This window comes from Bradyrhizobium huanghuaihaiense, from assembly GCF_007830635.1.
Lineage (GTDB): Bacteria > Pseudomonadota > Alphaproteobacteria > Rhizobiales > Xanthobacteraceae > Bradyrhizobium > Bradyrhizobium huanghuaihaiense.
Genome location: NZ_VLLA01000004.1, coordinates 299,812 through 321,088, shown reverse-complemented (window position 1 = coordinate 321,088; position 21,277 = coordinate 299,812). Strand labels below are relative to the sequence as shown.

24 protein-coding genes are annotated in these 21,277 nt (G+C 63.9%); 14 read left to right on the top strand and 10 right to left on the bottom strand.

What is annotated here, in order from left to right; all coding sequences use genetic code 11:
• Nucleotides 1-25 precede the first annotated feature (25 nt).
• The 4 genes from IQ16_RS12045 to IQ16_RS12025 all read right to left on the bottom strand — a co-directional run bounded on the left by IQ16_RS12045 (nt 26) and on the right by IQ16_RS12025 (nt 4,403).
• Nucleotides 26-2,002, bottom strand: a complete 1,977-nt coding sequence (locus tag IQ16_RS12045) for an adenylate/guanylate cyclase domain-containing protein (RefSeq protein WP_026311759.1) — start codon at nt 2,000-2,002, stop codon at nt 26-28.
• 157 nt (nt 2,003-2,159) lie between these two features.
• Nucleotides 2,160-2,942 (bottom strand): helix-turn-helix transcriptional regulator, encoded by a 783-nt coding sequence (locus IQ16_RS12035; RefSeq protein ID WP_018641480.1) that lies wholly within the window; start codon nt 2,940-2,942, stop codon nt 2,160-2,162.
• 92 nt (nt 2,943-3,034) lie between these two features.
• A complete protein-coding gene (locus tag IQ16_RS12030) occupies nt 3,035-3,457 on the bottom strand; it encodes a YybH family protein (protein ID WP_018641481.1) in 423 nt (140 codons plus the stop codon).
• A 211-nt stretch (nt 3,458-3,668) separates the two neighbouring features.
• Nucleotides 3,669-4,403, bottom strand: a complete 735-nt coding sequence (locus IQ16_RS12025; protein WP_026311761.1) for a hypothetical protein — start codon at nt 4,401-4,403, stop codon at nt 3,669-3,671.
• A 502-nt stretch (nt 4,404-4,905) separates the two neighbouring features.
• On the opposite strand from IQ16_RS12025, the gene IQ16_RS45585 reads away from it, so the two are divergent.
• Nucleotides 4,906-5,067: a hypothetical protein gene (locus IQ16_RS45585; RefSeq protein WP_018641483.1), complete on the top strand. Its 162-nt coding sequence runs from the start codon at nt 4,906-4,908 to the stop codon at nt 5,065-5,067.
• A 178-nt stretch (nt 5,068-5,245) separates the two neighbouring features.
• Here IQ16_RS45585 and IQ16_RS12020 read toward each other — a convergent pair whose 3' ends face one another.
• A complete protein-coding gene (locus IQ16_RS12020; protein WP_018641484.1) occupies nt 5,246-5,740 on the bottom strand; it encodes a septal ring lytic transglycosylase RlpA family protein in 495 nt (164 codons plus the stop codon).
• Nucleotides 5,741-5,954: 214 nt separating this feature from the next.
• Nucleotides 5,955-7,160 (bottom strand): LLM class flavin-dependent oxidoreductase, encoded by a 1,206-nt coding sequence (locus IQ16_RS12015; RefSeq protein WP_026311762.1) that lies wholly within the window; start codon nt 7,158-7,160, stop codon nt 5,955-5,957.
• Nucleotides 7,161-7,427: 267 nt separating this feature from the next.
• Here IQ16_RS12015 and napE point away from each other — a divergent pair, with 267 nt between their 5' ends.
• The 6 genes from napE (at nt 7,428) to IQ16_RS11985 (ending at nt 12,833) form a co-directional block, all read left to right on the top strand.
• On the top strand, nt 7,428-7,613 hold the full coding sequence (gene napE, locus IQ16_RS12010; protein WP_018641487.1) for a periplasmic nitrate reductase, NapE protein: 186 nt from the start codon (nt 7,428-7,430) through the stop codon (nt 7,611-7,613).
• 27 nt (nt 7,614-7,640) lie between these two features.
• The gene (locus tag IQ16_RS12005) at nt 7,641-7,970 is read left to right on the top strand and encodes a chaperone NapD (protein ID WP_018641488.1); all 330 of its coding nucleotides are present in this window, start codon (nt 7,641-7,643) and stop codon (nt 7,968-7,970) included.
• A gap of 16 nt (nt 7,971-7,986) precedes the next feature.
• A complete protein-coding gene (gene napA, locus IQ16_RS12000) occupies nt 7,987-10,500 on the top strand; it encodes a nitrate reductase catalytic subunit NapA (RefSeq protein WP_018641489.1) in 2,514 nt (837 codons plus the stop codon).
• Nucleotides 10,497-10,967: a nitrate reductase cytochrome c-type subunit gene (locus IQ16_RS11995; protein ID WP_026311763.1), complete on the top strand. Its 471-nt coding sequence runs from the start codon at nt 10,497-10,499 to the stop codon at nt 10,965-10,967. The genes napA and IQ16_RS11995 overlap by 4 nt, the downstream gene beginning before the upstream one ends.
• On the top strand, nt 10,964-11,617 hold the full coding sequence (locus IQ16_RS11990) for a NapC/NirT family cytochrome c (RefSeq protein ID WP_018641491.1): 654 nt from the start codon (nt 10,964-10,966) through the stop codon (nt 11,615-11,617). The genes IQ16_RS11995 and IQ16_RS11990 overlap by 4 nt, the downstream gene beginning before the upstream one ends.
• 100 nt (nt 11,618-11,717) lie before the next feature.
• Nucleotides 11,718-12,833, top strand: coding sequence for an ATP-dependent DNA helicase (locus IQ16_RS11985; RefSeq protein WP_026311764.1), 1,116 nt, complete (start codon nt 11,718-11,720; stop codon nt 12,831-12,833).
• Nucleotides 12,834-13,169: 336 nt separating this feature from the next.
• Here the strand turns inward: IQ16_RS11985 and IQ16_RS11980 are convergent, their stop codons facing one another.
• Entirely contained in the window at nt 13,170-14,855 is a 1,686-nt protein-coding gene (locus IQ16_RS11980; protein ID WP_020607806.1) for a caspase family protein, read from the bottom strand.
• Nucleotides 14,856-15,104: 249 nt separating this feature from the next.
• Between IQ16_RS11980 and msrA the strand changes: the two genes are divergently transcribed.
• The 4 genes from msrA to IQ16_RS11960 all read left to right on the top strand — a co-directional run bounded on the left by msrA (nt 15,105) and on the right by IQ16_RS11960 (nt 17,062).
• Nucleotides 15,105-15,809 (top strand): peptide-methionine (S)-S-oxide reductase MsrA, encoded by a 705-nt coding sequence (msrA, locus tag IQ16_RS11975; RefSeq protein WP_018641494.1) that lies wholly within the window; start codon nt 15,105-15,107, stop codon nt 15,807-15,809.
• A 43-nt stretch (nt 15,810-15,852) separates the two neighbouring features.
• Nucleotides 15,853-16,272: a peptide-methionine (R)-S-oxide reductase MsrB gene (msrB, locus tag IQ16_RS11970; RefSeq protein WP_018641495.1), complete on the top strand. Its 420-nt coding sequence runs from the start codon at nt 15,853-15,855 to the stop codon at nt 16,270-16,272.
• Nucleotides 16,273-16,390: 118 nt separating this feature from the next.
• Entirely contained in the window at nt 16,391-16,555 is a 165-nt protein-coding gene (locus IQ16_RS11965; protein WP_018641496.1) for a DUF3309 family protein, read from the top strand.
• Between the two features lie 213 nt (nt 16,556-16,768).
• Nucleotides 16,769-17,062 (top strand): hypothetical protein, encoded by a 294-nt coding sequence (locus tag IQ16_RS11960; protein WP_014492502.1) that lies wholly within the window; start codon nt 16,769-16,771, stop codon nt 17,060-17,062.
• Between the two features lie 215 nt (nt 17,063-17,277).
• Here IQ16_RS11960 and IQ16_RS11955 read toward each other — a convergent pair whose 3' ends face one another.
• Entirely contained in the window at nt 17,278-17,820 is a 543-nt protein-coding gene (locus tag IQ16_RS11955; RefSeq protein WP_018641497.1) for a DUF4112 domain-containing protein, read from the bottom strand.
• A 61-nt stretch (nt 17,821-17,881) separates the two neighbouring features.
• Nucleotides 17,882-18,307 (bottom strand): DUF5413 family protein, encoded by a 426-nt coding sequence (locus IQ16_RS11950; RefSeq protein WP_018641498.1) that lies wholly within the window; start codon nt 18,305-18,307, stop codon nt 17,882-17,884.
• 144 nt (nt 18,308-18,451) lie between these two features.
• Here IQ16_RS11950 and IQ16_RS11945 point away from each other — a divergent pair, with 144 nt between their 5' ends.
• The 3 genes from IQ16_RS11945 to IQ16_RS11935 all read left to right on the top strand — a co-directional run bounded on the left by IQ16_RS11945 (nt 18,452) and on the right by IQ16_RS11935 (nt 19,491).
• On the top strand, nt 18,452-18,694 hold the full coding sequence (locus IQ16_RS11945) for a cysteine rich repeat-containing protein (RefSeq protein ID WP_018641499.1): 243 nt from the start codon (nt 18,452-18,454) through the stop codon (nt 18,692-18,694).
• Nucleotides 18,695-18,731: 37 nt separating this feature from the next.
• Nucleotides 18,732-18,962 carry a hypothetical protein gene (locus IQ16_RS11940; RefSeq protein ID WP_026311765.1) on the top strand — a complete coding sequence of 77 codons (231 nt, stop codon included), beginning with the start codon at nt 18,732-18,734 and terminating at the stop codon, nt 18,960-18,962.
• 256 nt (nt 18,963-19,218) lie between these two features.
• On the top strand, nt 19,219-19,491 hold the full coding sequence (locus tag IQ16_RS11935; protein WP_026311766.1) for a hypothetical protein: 273 nt from the start codon (nt 19,219-19,221) through the stop codon (nt 19,489-19,491).
• 162 nt (nt 19,492-19,653) lie between these two features.
• Here IQ16_RS11935 and IQ16_RS11925 read toward each other — a convergent pair whose 3' ends face one another.
• Nucleotides 19,654-21,264 carry a hypothetical protein gene (locus tag IQ16_RS11925; RefSeq protein WP_018641500.1) on the bottom strand — a complete coding sequence of 537 codons (1,611 nt, stop codon included), beginning with the start codon at nt 21,262-21,264 and terminating at the stop codon, nt 19,654-19,656.
• Nucleotides 21,265-21,277: the final 13 nt, after the last annotated feature.

Below are 21,277 nucleotides of genomic sequence, written 5' to 3'. Positions count from 1 at the left end.
AGGCTTACGCCTCTGCGCAGGCCCCTCATTGCTCACGAACGCCCGCTCTTCTAAGTCCCTCGACAATGTCGTCGTACTCACGACGAAACTGCGGATTGCTCGACCGTGCGTAGCCTATTCTCTGGAACCATTGGACCGTGAAGTCCGGTCTGATTGCATTCAATTCGGCCACCATTTGCTGGGCCATTTCCGACTTACCAGTAGCTCCATATGCTGAAATCAGATCCACATAGGGAAACCAGTCTAGTTTGTTCAAATTGATCGAGCGCCTGCATTCCTCAATGCCTTCGCTATATTGGTGCAGATGCACGTGAGCATGACAAAGGAAAAAGCGCCAAGTACTAGCGGCCGGATCCTTGGGGCTTAGGCGCAACGCAATCTGAACAGGCGCAAACGCTTCGCGCGCGCGTCCCGCCGTAATAAGTGCGATCCCCTTGGATGCATAGGCGACAGGCGAATTGGGATCAACTTCCAGAGCTGCGTCGTATTCAGGTAATGCTTCCTGAGGATCTCCGTAGTTCAAGATATTTCCCTTGCCTATGTACGCGTTTGCGGTGGCCGGGCGTTTTGCAATAACTTGATCGAGTAATTTGATCGCGGTCTTTTTGTCCTCAACGGCGGACGTTGACCATCCGTAGATCACGTCATGGGCTATGCACCACGCTTTCCCGAGCATTGCATCGACGTTGTCCGGATCGAGACGCAGCGCGCTGTCGAACATGTCTTTGGCCTGTGCGTTGGTCGACCTGATCCGGGGTTCATAGAGTTTCGCCCAGCCACGCATGCTGAAATCCACCGCATCTGGATTCCTTGATTGGTCCATTTGGCTGCGCCGGCTTTCAGCCTGGACGAGTTGGACGTTGAGAGAGCGGGCGAGCCGAGCCGTGACCTGCTCCTGCAGGGCGGCAAGATTCGTCCGATCACTGTCGAAGCGGTCCGACCAGACGTCGCGGCCGGTTGACAAGTCGGCAAGCGACACATTCATCCGGACCTGATCGCCGGCCCGCTGCACGGAGCCTTGGACGGCCCAGCGAATGCCAAGGTCCTTGCCGAGGGTTTTGAGATCGACCTGCTTGTTCTTATAGGTAAAGGCCGTCCCGCGCCCGATCACAAATGTACCGGGCATCTGTGCGAGGTCGGTCGTCAGGTCAGTCGTAATACCGTCCGCGAAATAGTCCTGCTCGGGATCGTTGTTGAGGTTCGCGAACGGCAGGACGACAAGAGACAAGCGGGGAGCGATATCGGGCCTGACCGCTGCTTCCTTTTGTGTGTTTTGCCCTTCCCGTAAGACGTCAGTGCGGATCATCTTCAAGAGGACGAGGCCGCCGGCCACCGCACCGACGGCGACAATCGAGGCAAGCACGCCGCGGACAGGCATCAGACGCACTCGCATCCGACCCGCATGACCAGGCCTTGAAAGCGCGCCCCGTCGCGCGCATTCGGCCTGGGCGGCCGGGCCAGGTCCATCCCGAACTACGGCATAGGCCCGCACCGCTCGATCGATATTCTTGAGATTCTGCTCGCCCAGATCGGCGAACTCAACGCCGACCTTCCCCTGGACTTGATCGTAAGCAGAAGCCGAGACGCAGATGCCGCCCGGTTCTGCGATACCCTCCAACCGCGCCGCAATGTTGACGCCATCTCCAAAGATGTCGTGGGGCTCGACGATGATGTCGCCGATATTGATACCCACGCGAAACGCAATGCGCCTATCTTCAGCATCTCCGATCGTCAGTTCATGGACGCGAGCCTGGAACTGTACAGCGCTTCGAACTGCTTCGACTGCGCTTGGAAACTCTGCCAACAACCCGTCGCCGGTGTTCTTCACGATGCGACCGCCGTGCTCGGCAATTGCGGGATGGACAACTTCCATCAGGAGAGCCGTCAGTTTGGCATGCGTGACCTCTTCGTCTTGGTGCATGAGCCGCGAATAACCAGTCACGTCGGCGACCAATATCGCCGACAACCTGCGCTCGACCCGGTCCGGCCGCTCTTGCACCATGCCTGCGATCCAACCTAGACGCGATGTTGTACAACAGGCCACCTGAGATGCCCATACGGGCTGATGCCGCAATTGGGTCACAAGGCGACGGCCTCGGGGGGCGGGCTGCGTGTCCGCTTTGCTCCCGGAAGCAGAGATTGCAGGCTCGGAGTATCCCTCAGTTCAAGCTGCCAGGCCCGGCTAGCAAGCCCAGCACGATCGCAAACAATTCATTCTGCGAGGAGATGCCGAGCCGCTCATAGGCGCGCTTGCGGTAGGTCAGGGTCGAATGCAGGCTGATGCCGAGTCCTTGCGAGATAGCTTCGGAGCTGTAGCCTTCGAGGATACGCCGGCAGACCTCCTGCTCGCGCGGCGTCAGCGCGGAGAGCGGCGCGCGCGTTGCGAACAAGGCGGCGAGAGACTGATCGGGCGTCGTCCTCTCCTGAAAATGACGCGCGACGCTCGCCGCGATCGCCGGCGCGATGGCCTCGAGCCGGTCGCGCTGCGCGGCGCTGAAACGGCCCTGCGCGGCGATGCGATAAAAGTTGACGTAGAAGCAGGTGTCGCCGGTCCAGATCGCGGTCGCGCATTTGTCGACGATGCCGGAATCCTGGAAGAAGATTTTTCGATAACGCGCGCCGTACATGCGCGGCGCGAATGCCGGCAGCATGATCGGCGCGCCGCCCTCGCCTTCGAACAGCGCATCGCGGTTGGGATCGGATTCGTGGAACTGGCCGGCATAGGCCGCGCCGAGATCGCCGCCGATCGGGATGTTGCCGGCATCGAGCAGGCAGCTCGCCAAGCCGGCGCGCGTCAGCGCGAACACCATGCAATGACCGAAGTCCGCCTGCCGGCGTAGGGTATCGATCAGGATTTTTGGGAAATCGGAGCGGCCGATGGCGAGCACCGCGGACGTGACATCACCCGTCGCCAACCCTGAGCCTGTCCCGTGGGACCGCATCGCTTCCTCTGTCAGACGTTGTTTTGCGAAAGGATAGCAGCAACGGGATATCGACGGAAGCCGCGGCGGCCTCAAGTCCGCCTACGAGCGGTCTACTTGCCATCGTTCCATATGTCGGTGGTGAGCTTCCAGTCATTTCCAACCTTTTCCCAAACAACGACGTACTTCCCGGTCACGTCCTGCGGCGTCGGCGCTTTGGTCTTCAGAGCAAACGTGCCGATCTCGCGCGCCGCCAAAGGGCCAAGCGCCTTCACGTCAACAGTCGCGAGCTTGGGATCGCCGACCTGCTCCGCCATGCTTTTCCACATTCCCTCGATGGCTGCTCGACCCTGCACCATCGAAGAACCGGGCGGCAGCACGATCGCATCGTCGCTATAGAGCGATGCAATGCCGGAGAAATCGCCCTTGTTGAACAATTCAACAAATTTGGCATTGATCGCTTCAATCTCGGGCTTCTGTGCCAATGCCGGAGCCGCCAGCGCGATCACGAATACAATCACCAACCCGATGCGCATAATCACCTCCAACTCAAACTACGACTCGAATGCAGCGCGGCCGTCGCACCACAGGGAATGCGTTGAATGCGGCATCCCAGACCGCGTTTGACCAAACAGCAACTCCGGAGGATTACCGTAAGCCATATTGACGAGATGCAGGATGCGGCAAACGAGATGACCGGCGCGACAAGTGTCCGCCGAAGAACCGAGAGCCGGCCCGCGAATTCGCTCAATGGCGCAACAGCACGATATCGCGCAGCGCGCGGCTCGAGCTTAAGACAGAGCCAATACCTAAGGCCATCAGCAGCAAGCCCACCCAGGTTGCCATCCAGCCCCCCTCGTCGGCCGCCTCCGCAACGCGGATGCTCACCGGTGGCACCTGGATAGAGGCCGCGTCGCTCGCGGGCGCACCAAGCTTTTGCACATCCCCTATGGCGGGCACGGCGTTCTCGGGCGTGAGCTGGCCGGCTGGAAGAGGGGCAGGGGTAGCGGCCGCGGCCGACATCAAGGGCGTCGTGCTCGTATCGACAACGAAAGCGGCATCAGCGACCTTGACCTTGCGCGGAGGCTGCGGCGGCTCGACGCCCTCTGCCGGTGCGGAGCGCGCCAACTCGGCGCGCGCATCAACGACCGAGATCCGCCGCCTGGGCGGCGCAGTTTCGTTCTCGACAGGATTGGCGCGGCGATGGGCCACGCGACGATGAGCCGGCTTTTTCACCGTGCTGACATGCTCGGTCAGGAACCAGCATCTGCGGCCCTGGTCTCGCCGATAGACCCAGTGCTGGTCCGCACCGGCCGAGTTGCCGGGCCGCGACAAGCATTCGGCCTGCGCCGGAGCGGTCGCCGCCGGCTCGCGCGCAGGGCTATTGAAAAGATCGGCCAATGGGTCGGAGAACGCAGGTTGCGCTGCCAGAACCCCAACAAGAACCAAACTCGCCTGACAAAGTCGCAAATGACCGGACATCGAAAACTCCCGGTGTTGCGCCCCCACCGGCATGACCCTTCTCGGCGAGATGGGCCGCCATGCGGCTCAAATCTGGCGGAGCCATGGATTCATTGTGCGCGGGTAGCGAGGAACCGTCGGGCGAATGAAAAGCCCGCCCAGTAGCGCCCGGGTGGCAACGCGATGCATCTGATTTGCTGCCCCGAAACGAACCCCAAAAGGAGTTCGGAGCTTCCGACATTGAGAAGCGGTTGGCAGGTGGATTGCGAGCCATCAACGGAAGCCGACTGCCGGTCGACTAATTCCGATTCACCAGTCCAAGCCCAAGCCTACCTAGGTATGTCCCCTTCATACCCCTGCGCAATGGCGCCAATCGAGGGCCTGATGCTACCAATAAGTCCAGAGTGAAAAGCAACGGAACCGGTCTCGCGGGCCGGCAGTTGCGGAGCAGGGTCGGCGGCGTAATGCCCGCCGGCCTTCCTCGACCAGGCGGACTGCCACGGCTAACTGCAGAGAGTACGCCATGAGAAACATCGCCGATCTCCTGATGCGGTTTTGGCAAGGGAGCCAGTCCACATCCGATACCGCGGTTGCGGCTTTTGCCGAAAACCTGGATCGATCCAGCATGGCTGATTTCGTCCGGATCCTGCAGTCCTACGATCAAGACCAGTACGGCAGGAGCTAGAGGCGACCGCGTCAGTCCGTGATGCGATTGTCAGAGCCATCGAAGCTCAGAACTCGAGACCGCCCGCGTCCAGCTTTTCATGTCTGTCATATCCGTTGCGGGTCGGGTCACCCGCGGTGCGGGAGCCATCAAAGTGGCCCCGCTGATCGACGTACACGACCTCTTCCGCGCAGGATGATCAGCCCACCGGCCCCAGTGTCCAGTTGTCCCCTGCAAGCGGGCTGACTTTCACGTCCTTGATGACTCCGCGCTCCAGGCTCGGATCGAAATGGCGCATCGTCCGCTCGTTGAAGTCGATGATGCGGCCGGGCCTGAGTGGTCCCACGTCATTGATCTTGACGATGACCTTCTTGCCGACGGCCTCGACCAGTGCAAATTTCGGCCTCGCACCAAATAGCACTCCACCGAATTTCCGACGCAAGGTCGTCTTGATCGCAGCCGCCCAATCGGAGGGATCATAGCGCTCGCCGGAGGCTGTCTTCGGACCGCCCTCCTCCTTGCCGGGCTTGAACGGATTGTAGGTGGATGCAGCGCCAACGACCGCCTCCCCGGAGGCGGCATCGACGACGGCGTTTGCGTGACCCCCACGCGTTTCACTTCGAGCAACGTTGACAGAAACGGCAAGCGCAATCAGGGCGCCGCAAAGTGCGGCGCTCGAGCGGAACAGCATCATAACTCCTGTGTTTTTTCGTCGACCGGTTCCCGTCCCCGCAAACAGGGCAAGCGAACGCGAAAGCGTTCATGAAGCTTGCGCCGGATTTTTACGGGTTCGTGCCAACCCCTTGGCTATGGAACCGTTGTGCGAACCAAAATGGTTCCCACGCAGTGTTTTACGTTGTCGCCGGTTAAGACAGAGATTGCGTCAGCAACATGACCTGACGAGCGGCCTATTCCGCCGCTGCTTTCACTGGGGCGACATTGATCGCGAGCTTGCCGTAGCGATCCGTAAAAGCCACGGTGTCGATCTCTTCCAGCTTGATCTCACCGCTCATCACGCCTTGCTTCCACGCAGCTTGTGCCGGATCGTTCTGGAACTCCGGCATCACTTCGCGACTGAACAACTCCAGCGATTCGCAGATGTGCTCGTGGCTGTTCTTGCCCGCCTGATTTAGCAAGATGACCTGATCGATATGCGACGACTGGAAGCGCTTCAGCTTCCTTCGGATCGTCTCGGGCGAGCCGATCAGGCCGCCGCGCAGCGCCGCCTCCTGCGCTTCCGGGTTGTCGCGCTTCCACTTGTTGTACTCGTCCCACATGTTGACGGTGTAGGGCGCGGGACGCTGGCGATTTTGCGCGGCGCCGTAGTAGCGCAGCGCGAACTGGAAGAAGGTGGCGCCGTCGGCGCGCGCTCGCGCCTCTTCGTCGGTCTTCGCGCACATGAAGAACGACACCAGCGCCATGTTCGGGTTGATCTCGTAGTCCGCGAGCTTGTGCAGGCGCTTGGTCATGGCGTTGTAATAGGCGTGCACCCAGGCGTGCGCGGCATCGGCGCTGACGAACTGGAAGCCGAGCGCACCAAAACCGTGGCGGCCGGCGCGCTCGATGGTCGGCAGTTGCGAGCAGGCCATCCACAGCGGCGGATGCGGCTTCTGCACGGGCTTCGGCACGACGTTGCGCAAGGGGATGTCGAAATACTTGCCGTGATGCTCGCTGCCTGCGTCCTTGAACATCGGGAAGATCGCGGCGACGGCCTCCTCGAACACCTCCTTCTTCGTCTCCATGTCGCGGCCGAACGGTGTGAGCTCGGTGATGGACGCGCTCTCGCCCATGCCGAACTCGCAGCGGCCGTTGCTGAGCAGGTCGAGCACCGCGACGCGCTCGGCGACGCGCGCCGGATGGTTGGTGGTGAGCTGGAGGATGCCGTGGCCGAGGCGGATGTTCCTCGTGCGCTGGCTGGCGGCGGCGAGGAAGGATTCCGGCGAGGGCGAGTGGGAATATTCCTCGAGGAAGTGGTGCTCGACCACCCAGGCGTGGTCGTAGCCGAGCTTGTCGGCGAGTTCCATCTGCGAGAGGGCATTCTGGTAGAGCGCGAGCTCGTCGCCGGCCACCCAGGGCCGCGGCAGCTGCAGCTCGTAGAAGATGCCGAACTTCATGACGCCTCTCCCGCTTATTGTTGTTGAGGTCATCTTAAAGTGTGAGGCGGAGCTGTCTACGGAGCGGCAATTCCACCGTGCGGGAGAATGATCCCGGTCCTGATATGGCCACGCATGCCCGCCCCGGCGCCGCCGCTGCGACATCCGCGCAAGTCGAGAGATTGATCCAGATCAACGCCGCGGCGGCCCAATTGCAGCAAAAGTGCTGCAAGGCAACGGCCCGGATGCCGTCCCGATGATTCCCATACCATCCCGAAGAGACCGAATATGTCGGCCCCTGACGACACGACCTCGCGCGTGCGCCGTAAGCGCATGGAGATTTTTGCGTTCCTGTTCCTGACCGCGGTCGTGATGCCCGTCCTCGCGGTCGGAACGGTCGGCTCCTACGGGCTCGGCGTCTGGATCTACCAGATGTTCGCCGGCCCTCCCGGCCCGCCGACCTCCGCGCACTGATCGTTCGAACAGCGAAAGACAGGCATCATGGCCCAAGCCAGAGTCACCAGAGCCAAACTCAACCGCCGCGCCCTGATCACCGGCCGCGTGCTCGGCGCCGACCGCATCGTGGCGCCACCGGGCGCCGAGATCGCCAGCATCATCGTGCAGGCGCGCCCCGAAAAGCTCGCCGAGGTCGAAGCCGAGATCACGGCGATGCCCGGCTGCGAGATCCACGCCCGCGACGTGCGCGGCAAGCTCATCGTGGTCACCGAAGCACCCGATGCCGGCAGCCTCGGCACCATGCTCAACACCATCCAGTCGCTGCGATACGTCTATTCCGCGGCGCTGGTCTTCCACGCCATCGAAACCGCCTGAGTCAGGAAGAGCCATCATGACATCGCCGAAGCTCGACCGCCGCCAGATGCTGAAGCTCGAGGCTGCCGCGATCGCCGCGGCCGCTGCCGGGCTCCCGGCGCCGGCGCTCGCCGCCAACCTCGCCGCCGAGCGCGAGGTGAGCGAATTGAAATGGGACAAGGCCGCCTGCCGCTTCTGCGGCACCGGCTGCTCGGTGATGGTCGCGACCAAGGACAACCGCGTCGTCGCCACCCATGGCGACATCAAGGCCGAGGTCAATCGCGGCCTCAACTGCGTCAAGGGCTACTTCCTCTCCAAGATCATGTACGGCCACGACCGCCTGACCCAGCCGATGCTGCGCAAGACAAACGGCAAGTACGACAAGAACGGCGACTTCACGCCCGTGTCCTGGACCGAAGCCTTCGACATCATGGAGCAGAAGTGGAAGGAGGCGATCAAGAAGCGCGGGCCGAACGGCGTCGCCATGTTCGGCTCGGGACAGTGGACGATCTGGGAAGGCTATGCGGCGTCAAAGCTGTTCAAGGCCGGCTTCCGCACCAACAACATCGACCCCAATGCGCGGCACTGCATGGCCTCGGCCGTCGCCGGCATGATGCGCACCTTCGGCATCGACGAGCCGGCCGGCTGCTACGACGACATCGAAGCCACCGACGCCTTCGTGCTGTGGGGCTCCAACATGGCGGAGATGCACCCGATCCTGTGGACCCGGCTTGCCGACCGCCGGCTGTCCGCGCCGCATGTCCGCGTCGCCGTGCTCTCGACCTTCGAGCACCGCTCGTTCGACCTCGCCGACATCGGCATGGTGTTCGTGCCGCAGACCGATCTCTACATTCTCAACGCCATCGCCAACCACATCATCACGACCGGCCGCGTCAACAAGGACTTCGTCAACGCCCATACCATCTTCAGGCGCGGGCAGACCGACATTGGTTATGGCCTGCGGCCCGAGCATCCGCTGCAGAAGAAGGCGACCGGCGCAGCCAAGGCCAACGACTCCACCGAAATGAGCTATGACGAATACGTCAAGTTCGTCTCGGATTACACGCTGGAGAAGGCCGCAAAGATGTCCGGCGTGCCGCTGAATCGTCTGGAGGCGCTGGCGGAGCTCTACGCCGATCCCAAGACCAAGGTGATCTCGTTCTGGACCATGGGGTTCAACCAGCACACCCGCGGCGTCTGGGCCAACAACCTCGTCTACAACATCCATCTTCTGACCGGAAAGATCTCCTCGCCCGGCAACAGCCCGTTCTCGCTGACCGGCCAGCCCTCGGCCTGCGGCACCGCGCGCGAGGTCGGCACCTTCTCGCACCGCCTGCCCGCCGACATGGTCGTGACCAACAAGGCGCACCGCGATCACGCCGAGCACATCTGGCAGCTGCCCGAGGGCACCATTCCCGACAAGAACGGCGCACACGCCGTGCTGCAGAGCCGGATGCTGAAGGACGGCCTGATCAACGCCTATTGGGTCCAGGTCAACAACAACCTGCAGGCCGGTCCCAACGTCAACGAGGAGACCTATCCGGGCTTCCGCAACCCCGACAATTTCATCGTGGTCTCGGATGCCTATCCGACCGTGACGGCGCTCGCCGCCGACCTGATCCTGCCGACCGCGATGTGGGTCGAGAAGGAAGGCGCGTACGGCAATGCCGAGCGGCGCACCCAGTTCTGGCACCAGCTCGTCACCGCGCCGGGCGAAGCCAAATCCGATCTCTGGCAGCTCATGGAATTTTCAAAACGCTTCAAGATCGAGGAGGTCTGGCCCGAGGAGCTGATCGCCAAGAAGCCGGACGTTCGCGGCAAGACGCTGTTCGACGTGCTCTACAAGAACGGCCAGGTCGACAAATTCCCTGTGACGGAGATCGAACAAGGCTACGCCAACGAGGAAGCCAAGGCGTTCGGCTTCTACGTGCAGAAGGGCCTGTTCGAGGAATATGCCCAGTTCGGCCGTGGCCATGGCCACGACCTCGCGCCGTTCGACACCTATCACCGGGAGCGCGGCCTGCGCTGGCCCGTGGTCAACGGCCAGGAGACGAAGTGGCGCTTCCGCGAGGGCAGCGACCCCTACGTCAAGCAGGGCACCGACGTGCAGTTCTACGGCTATCCCGACGGCAAGGCGCGCATCTTCGCGCTGCCTTTCGAGCCGGCGGCGGAATCGCCCGACAACGACTATCCCTACTGGCTCTCGACCGGCCGCGTGCTGGAGCACTGGCATTCCGGCACCATGACGCGCCGCGTGCCCGAGCTGTACAAGGCGTTCCCCGAGGCCGTCTGCTTCATGCATCCGGACGATGCGCAGGACATGAAGCTGCGGCGCGGGGATGAAGTGAAGGTGGTCTCGCGCCGCGGCTTCATCCGCGCCCGCGTCGAGACCCGCGGCCGCGACCGGCCGCCGCGCGGCCTGGTGTTCGTGCCCTGGTTCGACGAGTCCAAGCTGATCAACAAGGTGACGCTGGACGCCACCGATCCGATCTCGCTGCAAACCGACTTCAAGAAATGCGCCGTGCGCATCGAGCGGGTGAACCTGTCATGATGAAACGATTTGGTATCGCCCTGCTCGCGGTCGCGATCGCCGCCGGCGCGAGCTCGCTGACCGCGCAGACGGTGACCTCCGGGCTGCGCGGCGCAGCGCCGCTCAACGACGAGGGCCCGGCGCCGCCGATGCTGCCCAACCGCAACACGTCCGAGAAGGAGGTGCGCAACTATCCGGAGCAGCCGCCCGTCATCCCGCACACGATCGACGGCTACCAGATCGATCTCAACGGCAACAAATGCCTGTCCTGCCACGCGCGGGCGCGCACCGCGGAATCGCAGGCGCCGATGGTGTCGATCACGCATTTCATGGACCGTGACGGCCAGTTCCTGGCCTCGATCTCGCCGCGCCGCTTCTTCTGCACCGAATGCCACGTGCCGCAGAACACGGCCAATCCGCCCGTCAGCAACGATTTCACCGACATCGATACGCTGCTGTCGCGTGCAAGCCCGGGTGGCCGGCGATGACGACGACTGCTGACGAGCCCAAGGAGAAGCTGGAGTCCAAGCGCGGCTTCATCGCGCGAAGCTGGGATTTCCTGCTCGAGCTCTGGGGCGTGCTGACCCGCCCGAGCTCGGTGTTCGCGCTCGGCACGCTGGTGCTGGCGGGCTTCGTGGCCGGCGTGATCTTCTGGGGCGGCTTCAACACCGCGCTGGAAATCACCAACACCGAGAAGTTCTGCACCGGCTGCCACGAGATGAAGGACAACGTCTTCGCCGAGCTGAAGTCGACCATCCACTTCACCAACCGCTCCGGCGTTCGCGCGACCTGCCCGGACTGCCACGTGCCGCACAACTGGACCGACAAGATCGCGCGCAAGATGCAGGCCTCCAAGGAGGTCTGGGGCAAGATTTTTGGCACGATCGACACGCGCGAGAAATTCCTGGATCACCGGCTCGAGCTCGCCGCGCATGAATGGGCGCGCTTCAAGGCCAATGACTCCCTGGAATGCCGCAACTGCCACAGCGCCGATTCCATGGACATCACCAAGCAGTCGCCGCGGGCCTCGGTCGCGCACCAGCGCTTCCTGTTCACCAAGGAAAAGACCTGCATCGACTGCCACAAGGGCATCGCCCACCAGCTGCCGGATATGCGTGGCGTTCCGGGCTGGCAGTAGGGGCGCGGTCAGCCGGATTCGCCCCGCTTGAACCGGCCGGGCGAATGGTTAGTTTTGGGGGATGGCGAATCGCCTCGTTTCGCCCCTCCTCAAGACAGACATGGCCACTTTCACCCCGCATCAGGATGCCGCGCTCAAGGCCGTCGGCGATTGGCTCAAGGCCAAGCCGGGACGGGGCGGCACGCCGCCCGTCTTCCGCCTGTTCGGCTTTGCCGGCACCGGCAAGACCACGCTGGCGCGGCATATCGCCGAAGGCGTGGACGGCGAGGTGAAATTCGCCGCCTTCACCGGCAAGGCTGCGCTCGTGATGCGCAACAAGGGTTGCGACGAGGCCTCCACCATCCATTCGCTGATCTACCGCGCCCGCGAATCCGGCGAGGAGCAGCCGAGCTTCGAATTGTGGGACGACGCGCCGGCGTCGAAAGCCAAGCTGATCGTGATCGACGAATGCTCGATGGTCGACGCCGAGCTCGGCCGCGACCTGATGTCGTTCGACTGTCCGCTGCTGGTGCTGGGCGATCCCGCGCAGCTGCCGCCGATCCAGGGCGGCGGCTTCTTCACCAATTCAGAGCCCGACGCGATGCTGACCGAGGTGCACCGCCAGGCCCAGGACGACCCGATCGTGCGGATGTCGATGGACGTGCGCGAGGGCCGCGAGCTCGACATCGGCCGCTACGGCGAAAGCGAAGTGGTGTCGCGGAAAGAACTCGACCCCGATCGCGTCATGGGCGCCGACCAGGTCCTGGTCGGGCGCAACAACACCCGACGCGCGTACAACATGCGGGTGCGGCAGCGGCAGAACATCGAGGACGTCTTTCCGGTCGCCGGCGACAAGCTGGTGTGCCTGCGCAACAACCGCAAGAAAGGCCTGTTCAACGGCGGCCTGTGGCGCGTGAAGTCGCGCAACACCTCGCGCTCGAAATCGCGCATCCTCTCCATGCGGCTGTCGCCGGACGAGGATTTCGGGCACAAGGTGACCAAGGTGTCCGTGCGCGCCGACTGCTTCGAGGGCGGCATCGAGCAGATCGCCTGGGAGCAGCGCAAGCCCTACGACGAGTTCGACTACGGCTACGTGCTGACCGTGCACAAGTCGCAGGGCTCGCAATGGGACGACGTCGTGCTGTTCGACGAGAGCTTTGCGTTTGGGGAGAGCCGGGCAAGGTGGCTGTATACGGGGATCACGCGGGCGGCGAAGCGGCTGAGCATCGTCGTTTAGAACTCCGCTGCCGTAGGGTGGGCAAAGCGAAGCGTGCCCACGCGCTTTATAGCTTATCGAGAGAGATCGTGGGCACGGCGCGTTGCGCCTTTGCCCACCCTACGGCACTGAATTCGCCGCACGGGCATCGCGCCTCACACTGAGTATTGTTGTCTAACGTCGTCCCGGCGAAGGCCGGGACCCATACCGCGTGATCTATCCGCATCCTGCGGTGCAAGTACCGCGGAAGGTTTGATCACTGCGAGTCTTCGCCAAACTCTTCCCTGTGGTTATGGTCCCGGCCTTCGCCGGGACGACACTGAGTGTGGAGCTCCGGCGTCGCGTCACACCTGCAGCCTACTTCCCCACCACAAAATAGAAATCCTCCCGTCCCGGCGGCGAGCCGTAGGTGAACGGCTGCTGCTCGTGCTTGGTCGCGGCCCAGACGTCGTCGCGGACGATGTCGAACAGCTTTCGGATCTCGACTTTCGGCTCCTTGATCTCGCGGGCGAGCGCGGTGGCGAACGGGCTGTTGGCGGCACCGTCGCCGTCCATGGCGGTCTCGCCGTGCTTGGCGGCATAGACCACCATGAAGCCGGCGCCGGGCTCGATGTTGGAAAAACCCTTGTCGACGAGCTTCAGCGACAGCGTGCGCTGCATGGCCGGCGCGAACGGATTGTCGCGGCAGGCATCGAGGACCACGAGCCGCATTTTTCGCGCGGCACCGACTGCGGCGATGACCTGCTCCAGCGCGACGGCCTGCGTCTCGGCGTCCTTGTCGGCGGCGAGCTTGGCATCGACGGGGACGAGATAATTCACCCCGCCGATCTCAAAACCGTGGCCGGCGTAATAGACCACGGCCCAGTCGGCCTTCTCCGCCTCCTCCGCGAAGGTCTTGAGCGCGTCGAAGAACTTGTCGCGGGTGAGATCGCTGACGGAGATCACGGTCTGGAAACCGACATCCTTCAGCACGCTCGCGATCAATTTCGAGTCGCGCGGCGGATTGGGCAGGGCGTGCACGTTCTTGTAGGCGCCGTTGCCGATCACCAGCGCGACGCGGCGTCCGCTGGGCGTGCCCACTGGGGTCTGCGGCGTCAGCGCCGCGAGCCGCTCCTGCGCGATGGTGCGGGCGCGCGCGACGTCGATCTCGTCGAATCTCGTCAGCGAGTAGGCCGCGGCGCGATAGTCGGCTCTAGCCTGGGCGAGATCCTTCTTCCGCTCGTAGATCTGGCCGCGGCCTGAATGTGCCCGGACATTGTTCGGATTGATCTCGATCGCCGTGTTGTAGTCCTTCAGCGCGGCGTCGAGGTCGCCCTTCATCATGCTGACATCGGCGCGATTGTTGATCGCGAAGACGTTCCTGGGCTGCTTCTGGATCAGGCCGTTGCAGTCGGCAAAAGCCTGCTCAAACTTGCCCATCATGCCCCAGGTGATGCAGCGGTTGCTCGCGATCTGCGGCGCGGCCGGATCGATCTTCTCGGCTTCCGCAAAGTCGGCGATCGCGCCGTTGAAATCCTTCATCAGCGTGCGCACGCGGGCACGATTGGTCCAGCCGAGCAGGAATTTCGGCGTGTACTTGATCGACAGGTTGAAATCGTCGAGCGCGCTTTGCAGCGCGCCACGGCGCAGCTGGATCACGCCGCGATTGTTGTAGGGCACGCCATAGGTCGGCCGCTTCTGGAGCGCGAGGTTGTAGTCGGCCATCGCGAGGTCGTCCTGGCCCTTGCGCTCATAGGCGAGGCCGCGCAGGTTGAGCGCAATGACGTAATCAGGATCGAGGTCGACGGCCATGGACAGGGTCTCGATGGCGTGGACGTAGTCGCGCTTGTTGATCAGGGTGTTGCCGCGCACGGACAGCGCGACGGCCTTGTCCTTGCCGGTCACGCGATCGGCGTTGAGCAGATTGTCGCAGGCCGGTGCGCGGACCTGCATGTCGGCCTGGCGGTCGCGGCAGAGGGCGAGATCGTCGCTGACTTGATCTGCCGCGGCGATCACGACGGTGGCGATCAGGGTGACGAGGGTCAGGGAAACGACGCGCAGCATGTTGTCAGGCCAGCTCCAGCCACCATTTTTCCAGGTCGATCGTCGATCGCGCGGCTTCATCTAGCGCGGAGTTCCCCCCTCGCCAAGCGGGCTGTCTGAAGCAGACACTTTCACAGACTCGTGTCCATCCCGGCGTAACATTCGGCACCCGCGCCCGTATCTCCAGTGACTGAAATGCGGCCGGGCAGGCTGTTCGCCCGGTGCCAACCGACCTAGACTGTCGCAACCTTCCGCCAAAGAGGCTCCGCCATGCGTCGTCCTGCCCTCCTGACCCTGCTCGCCGCCACCGCCGCCGCGACACTGGCCTTTGCCGTGCCGTCCCGGGCCGCCGAGGAAGCCGTCGTGATCCCCGCCCCGGCCGTGGACGCAGCGCCCGCGAGCGGCATCCAGACCGCGGTGGTCGCCGGCGGCTGCTTCTGGGGTGTGCAGGGCGTCTTCCAGCACACCGCCGGCGTCGTCAACGCGGTCTCCGGCTATGCCGGCGGCACCAAGGCGACCGCCGACTACCAGACCGTCTCGGGCGGCCGGACCGGCCATGCGGAATCGGTCGAGATCAAGTACGACCCGAAGAAGATCTCGTACGGAAAGATCCTCCAGATCTACTTCTCGGTGGTGCACGACCCGACCCAGCTCAACCGCCAGGGCCCCGACATCGGCACGCAATATCGCTCGGCGATCTTCACCACCTCCGACGAGCAGAAGAAGGTGGCGGAGGCCTATATCGCCCAGCTCAACGGCGCCAAGGTGTTCGGCAAGGCGATTGTGACCAAGGTCGGCGCGCTGGAGGCGTTCTATCCGGCGGAGGCCTATCATCAGGACTATCTGACGCTGCACCCGAACCAGCCCTACATCGCCTATAACGACCTGCCCAAGGTCGAGAACCTGAAAAAGCTGTTCGCGGATAACTACATCGAGAAGCCGACGCTGGTGAATGCCAGCAAGGCCACCAACTGATCGCGAGATCATCGAAGCAAGATCATCGAGAAACGGGAGACCCATGCCCGACACCAAGGCGAAAACCACCGACGACAAGGTCATCAAGAGCGAAGAGCAGTGGCGGCGCGAGTTGACGCCGATGCAGTACGCGGTGCTGCGCGAGAAGGCGACCGAGCGTCCCTTCACCGGCGAATATGAGCACGACCCTCGCGCAGGTACCTATGTCTGCGCCGGCTGCGGCAACGTGCTGTTCGAATCCGACGCCAAATTCGATTCCGGCTGCGGCTGGCCGAGCTTCACCGCGCCTGCGGTCGAGAGCCATATCGACGAGGAGCGGGATGTCAGCCACGGGATGATCCGCACCGAGGTGCTCTGCTCCAAGTGCAGCGGCCATCTCGGCCACGTCTTCCCCGACGGCCCCGGTCCGACCGGCCTGCGCTACTGCATCAACTCCGCGGCGCTGAAGCTCGAGCCCAAATAACCCGGCGCGCCGTCGGGTTCCCCCATGGAACCCGCGGGCGCGATGTGCTTTTCTTCCTTGGCGGTTCCTTGGCGGTGCGCCGATTAGCGCATTCCGGCGGGCCGCCAGGGAGGATGCCATGACCCTTGGGACCGTCCTGATCATCCTGGTGATCATCTATCTCGTCGGCGGCCTGTCCGGCCGGTTCGGCGGCTACGGCTATGGCCTCGGCCATTCCGGCATGGGCATTGGCGGGGTCGTTCTGGTGGTGCTGATCGTGCTGCTGCTTGCTGGCAAAGTTTGAACCAAATAAGCCATTGAAATAACTTATGTTTATGCGGCTGCGGGGCTGCCATGCGTTGATTCATCATCTCGCATCGCGGGGGTCGCATTTCTGTCAAAACGGCCTATATTAGGGGGCGAAAATGACATGTGCGGCGGGCCCACCCGACGGTGGCCCCTGCCCTCCCAAACCCCACGCGCTTAAAGCCCCAGAGAGATCACGAGGTCTTTGACCATGCGTCCACTGCGTCCGTTCAACTTCAACACTTCCGCCGAACTCTTCCCCGCTGCGATCCGCAAGAAGAAGCGCGCCGGCTTCACCTATCGCCGGTTCGGCACCGCGGCCGAGGCCGTGCAGTTCGCGATGGAGCAGTTGCCGACGGACTCGCTGAACGGCGCCTATCTCCAGGTCGAGGAAGCGCGCTTCGACCAGAACGGCATCCGCTCGCTCTATGAGAGCGAAGCCTTCCCGCTGCCGCGCCGCCCCCGGCCGGCGCCCGCCGCCGAGACCGACGCCGACGCGGCGTAAGTTTTCGCAAAACTCCGATGTGCGCGCAAAGCGCGATGGCCGAAAGGCTGTCGCGCTTTTTGCGTTTTGGACTGCCTCTCCCCCCGTCATTGCGAGCGCAGCGAAGCAATCCAGAATCTTTCCACGGAGGGAATCTGGATTGCTTCGCTACGCTCGCAATGACGACGCAGAGAAATCCGGCGCATTGTCGACCAGATGGAATCGTGGCGAGCGCCCTACATCCGCGGCTGCTTGTCGAGCCAGCGGCGGAGCAGGCGGACGTTGCGCATGTTGGCGCGGAACATGACGTCGAAGGCATCGCCTGCGAACGGGACCATGCCGACCACGCCGTCGACCGCGACATTGCCGAGCATGCGTGCGGTGATGTACCAGGGCACCCCCAGCGCCCTCGCCTCGCGTACCAGCCACAGCGAGATCGCGGTCGTGATGATGTCGCCGACCACGGGGATCAACCCGATCAGCCCGTCGATACCGTAGCGGATCTTGGTGCCGGGCAGGATGAAGGCGACGTCGAGCAGTTTTGCGATGGCCTCGAGCCGCGCGATGCGCTGCTCGCGCGTCAGATTGCCGAACGGATTGCCTTGCCCGAACTCGAAGCGAAACTCGCGAAATCCCTGTTCGAGCGTCTCCGGGCGGATCTCATGCCCTTCCTGATCGATGATCGGTCCGCGCGCCTCGGCGCCTGAAAAGGTCGTGCGCGAATGGCTCCCGGAACGGGATTTGCGGGGCGCAAGAATGTCGTCGTCGGACATGGTCATAACCTGATGGAAACGCGCCAACGCGGCGGAGGTTGCTGCACCGCGCCCGAACGCCGCGCGTTCAGGTCGGTGCCGCCGCGGATTGCGGCTCCTCGACATATCTATGCACGAGCCAGGAGGAAATCACCGACGGCACGAAGCCGACCATGCCGTACAGGATGAACTGCACCACGCCCGAATCCGGCCCGCGCGAGCTGTAGGTCAGCGAGGCCAGCACGAAGGCGAACAGGCCAACGAGGAGCATCCGCAAGGTGGGGCCGATCCGGCGGATGTGGATCAGGATATCGTCGACCGCGCCGATCATCAGCGAAGGCAGGAAGCCGAACAGATAGCTGTATTGCAGGGTCTTGAAGAACACCACGAACAGCTTGCCGACCTCGCCGAGAGTGGTCTGGGTCCAATAGCCGGATTGATACGTCGTCGTCAGCAGCAGCAGGAACCCGCCGACGAACGGTCCAACCAGCGCAAACACCAGATAGCGTTTCATCAAATACCCTCACACATCGCCCCGTTATAGCAGCGCGGCGGGAACCTTGAACAGCGGGGCGCCGGCCGCCTCGAAGGGGAACAAGTAGCAAGGCGACGAGTTCAAACAGGGATCTGAATCATCCCAGTCGGACTGGAGCCGCCGATGTCCCATAAATTCATTCTGGCGACGATCACCCTGGTCGCCCTGAGCGGCCTGCCGGGCGCACCCGCTTTCGCCCAGGGCCACATGGGCACGCCGCAGGAGCAGAATGCCTGCTCGCGCGATGCGTCGCGGCTGTGCCGCAAGGAACTCGGCAATGACGGCGCGGTGCAGAGCTGCCTGCAGGCCAACCGGGCCAAGCTGTCGAAAGGATGCAGCAAGGTGTTCGCCAGCCACGGCATGTGAGGATCGAAAAACGCCCCTGCGAACGGAGAGTGAAGCCATGCTGCGCGACGAACAACTCTCGATCCTCAGGGACATCAGCCAGTCCGTCGCCTTCGCCGACGACAGGCAGGGCAAGATCGGCGAGTTGATCGCCGACGGCTATGTGATGAAGGACGGCGATCTGTTCGAGCTCACCGCGAAGGGCGTCACGGCGGTCGAGGAACATGCCGCTTCGCTCGGTGCTGATGATGCGGAACAGGCGAGCGCATCATCAGACCGGCTGATCTGATCGCGCCACCTCGCTTGTTGCGTGACGTGCGTGCAACAATTGCGAATTCCTTTGCGCTGACCATTGCAGGCCCGTGACAATGGCGCATACTTCGCTCGGGCGGCGCAGCACTTTCGATTCGACATCAAGTAATCGAGCGACCACATGCGGGATCAGGATCCCGGCGTGAAGGCTGTGACATGCGGCAGGTCAAGCCGCGTGCGGCGCCCCAAAACCAAGCGGCTCAAGCCCTACGGAACTCGGGGACCCATCCTTCATGACACGCTATCAGACCATCGCTTCGCTCGTCGCACTCGCCACCACCCTCGCACTCCAGACATCACCCAGTCTCGCCTTCTCGCAAGAAGCCCAGCAGATGTGCTCGGGCGATGCGATGCGGCTGTGCTCCAGTGAAATCCCTGACATCCCCAGGATCACCGCCTGCATGGTGCGGAAAAAGGCCCAAGTCAGCCCCGGCTGCCGCGCGGTGATGGACCGCGAGCACGCAGCCGCTACGGCGGCGCGGAAGCGGGAAGCGGCGGCGCAGTAGGAGGGGTGGCGACGCCTGCCGCTCCGCCGTCGTTGCGAGGAACGCTTGCGACGAAGCAATCCAGAACTGTCACCGTGGAAAGACTCTGGATTGCTTCGCCCGCAATGACGGAGTGTGTGGCGACACCTCCTGCCATGCAGGCCGCGGTCTCTCGGCGCTAACCTAATCGCCCCACTGCGCGAAGGCGTCGTTGAAGGCGCGCTCGCCGGGGGCGCCCTTCTCGATGGCGATGATGGCGCGGCGCTGGTTGGCATAGACCAGCGGCACGTCGAACCAGGAACGCTCCTTCAGGAGCTGGACGTTGCGGGCGCGGTCGGCATCGACATTGGAGAGGCCGACCAGGAAGAAGCCGTCGGTGACCTTGACCGCGAGGCCGGCGAGCGGCGTGCCGCGGGCCTGCTCGTTCGACTTCATCAGGATGCCCGGCACGTTGGAGACGCTGCCGCCCGGAAAATCCGGCGGCAGGATGAAGGTCAGTTCCGCGGTGTGGCTCGCCGGCAGCGAGGAGTCGGTATTGCGGCGGAACGACATCGTCATCTTGAACTTGCGGTCGGGGATCTCGATCTCGGCCCGCACGGCAACGTCGGCCTTCTGGTTGCCCGACGCCTTGATCGGCTCGAGCCGCCACACCACCGAGCCGACATATTGCTTGCCCTTCGGATCGGACGGATCCTCGTCATAGAGCACGACCTTCTGCGCCACCGGCGCAACCGGCTGGTCGCTGGCCGAGGGCTGGCCGACGCGGTCGGGGATCTTCGGCTTGCTCTGCGGCTGCGACGGATCCTTCGGCGCCTCCACCACCTGGGTCGGCGAGGACTTGAACAGGTTGGTGGCGGTCTGGAGCAGCGGCTTGCCCCAGAGGATGCCGGCACCGATCAGGATCAGCACGATGCCGACGGCGATCGCGCTCTTGAACGGGAACGCGGAGCCGCGGCGCTTGGCCTTCTTGGCGTCGCGGTCGAGGACGGGGATGTGCGGGCGCGGCGAAGGCGGCTGCGGCGTGTAGCGCTCGGCCTCCTCGACCGACTCGTCATAGGAATAGGGGGCGTCCTGCTCGCCGGCGCGGTTCTCCAGGCTCGGCTCGAGCCGGTCGAATTCCGGCGAGGGCGAGGGCACGTTGGCGTAGGTGCGGCGCGCGGCGCGGTTGGCCTGCGCGGCCGCGCCGCCGAGATCGTTGGCATCGGCCGTGATGTCGCGGAAGCCGCGCACGCCCGGGGCCGGCGGCAGCGCCGGCGGCGGTCCGATATCAGGCGGACGGCGCCCACCCGCACGGCCTGCCGGTGGCGGCGCCGGCGGCTCCGGCGTCGGCGCCGGCGGACCCGGCTGGCGCGGCGCGTCGAAACGCGGTGCGCGCGGCGGACGCTGGGCATCGCCCTGGTCATCGACGTTGAAGGACGGGCGGTCGGCCCGCGGCGGCGTCGGGGCCGGACGGGTGCGCGGCTGGGACGGGGGCGGGCCCGCCTCGGTGGCACGGGTGCTGGCGCGGCGGAAGGCATCGCCGCTGCCGCCGCTGCGGCCACCACCAGCACCACCACCGGGGCGCGAGGCGTCGCGGGCGCGCTGGGCGGCTTCCGATTCGACCTTGCGGACGGCCTCTTCCAGCGACAGCCGTTCGCGGGTGATCTCGGACTCGGAGAGCGGCGGCTGCACGCTGCGCAGCTGCGCGATCAGTGCCGTGCGCGCCCGCTCATAGAGCGCGCGACGGCTTTCGCCGGGAGCGTTGGGGTCCAGGGCGGCAATAGCGCGGGCGATCAGCGGATAGTAATCAGCCATTTCTACTCAACTA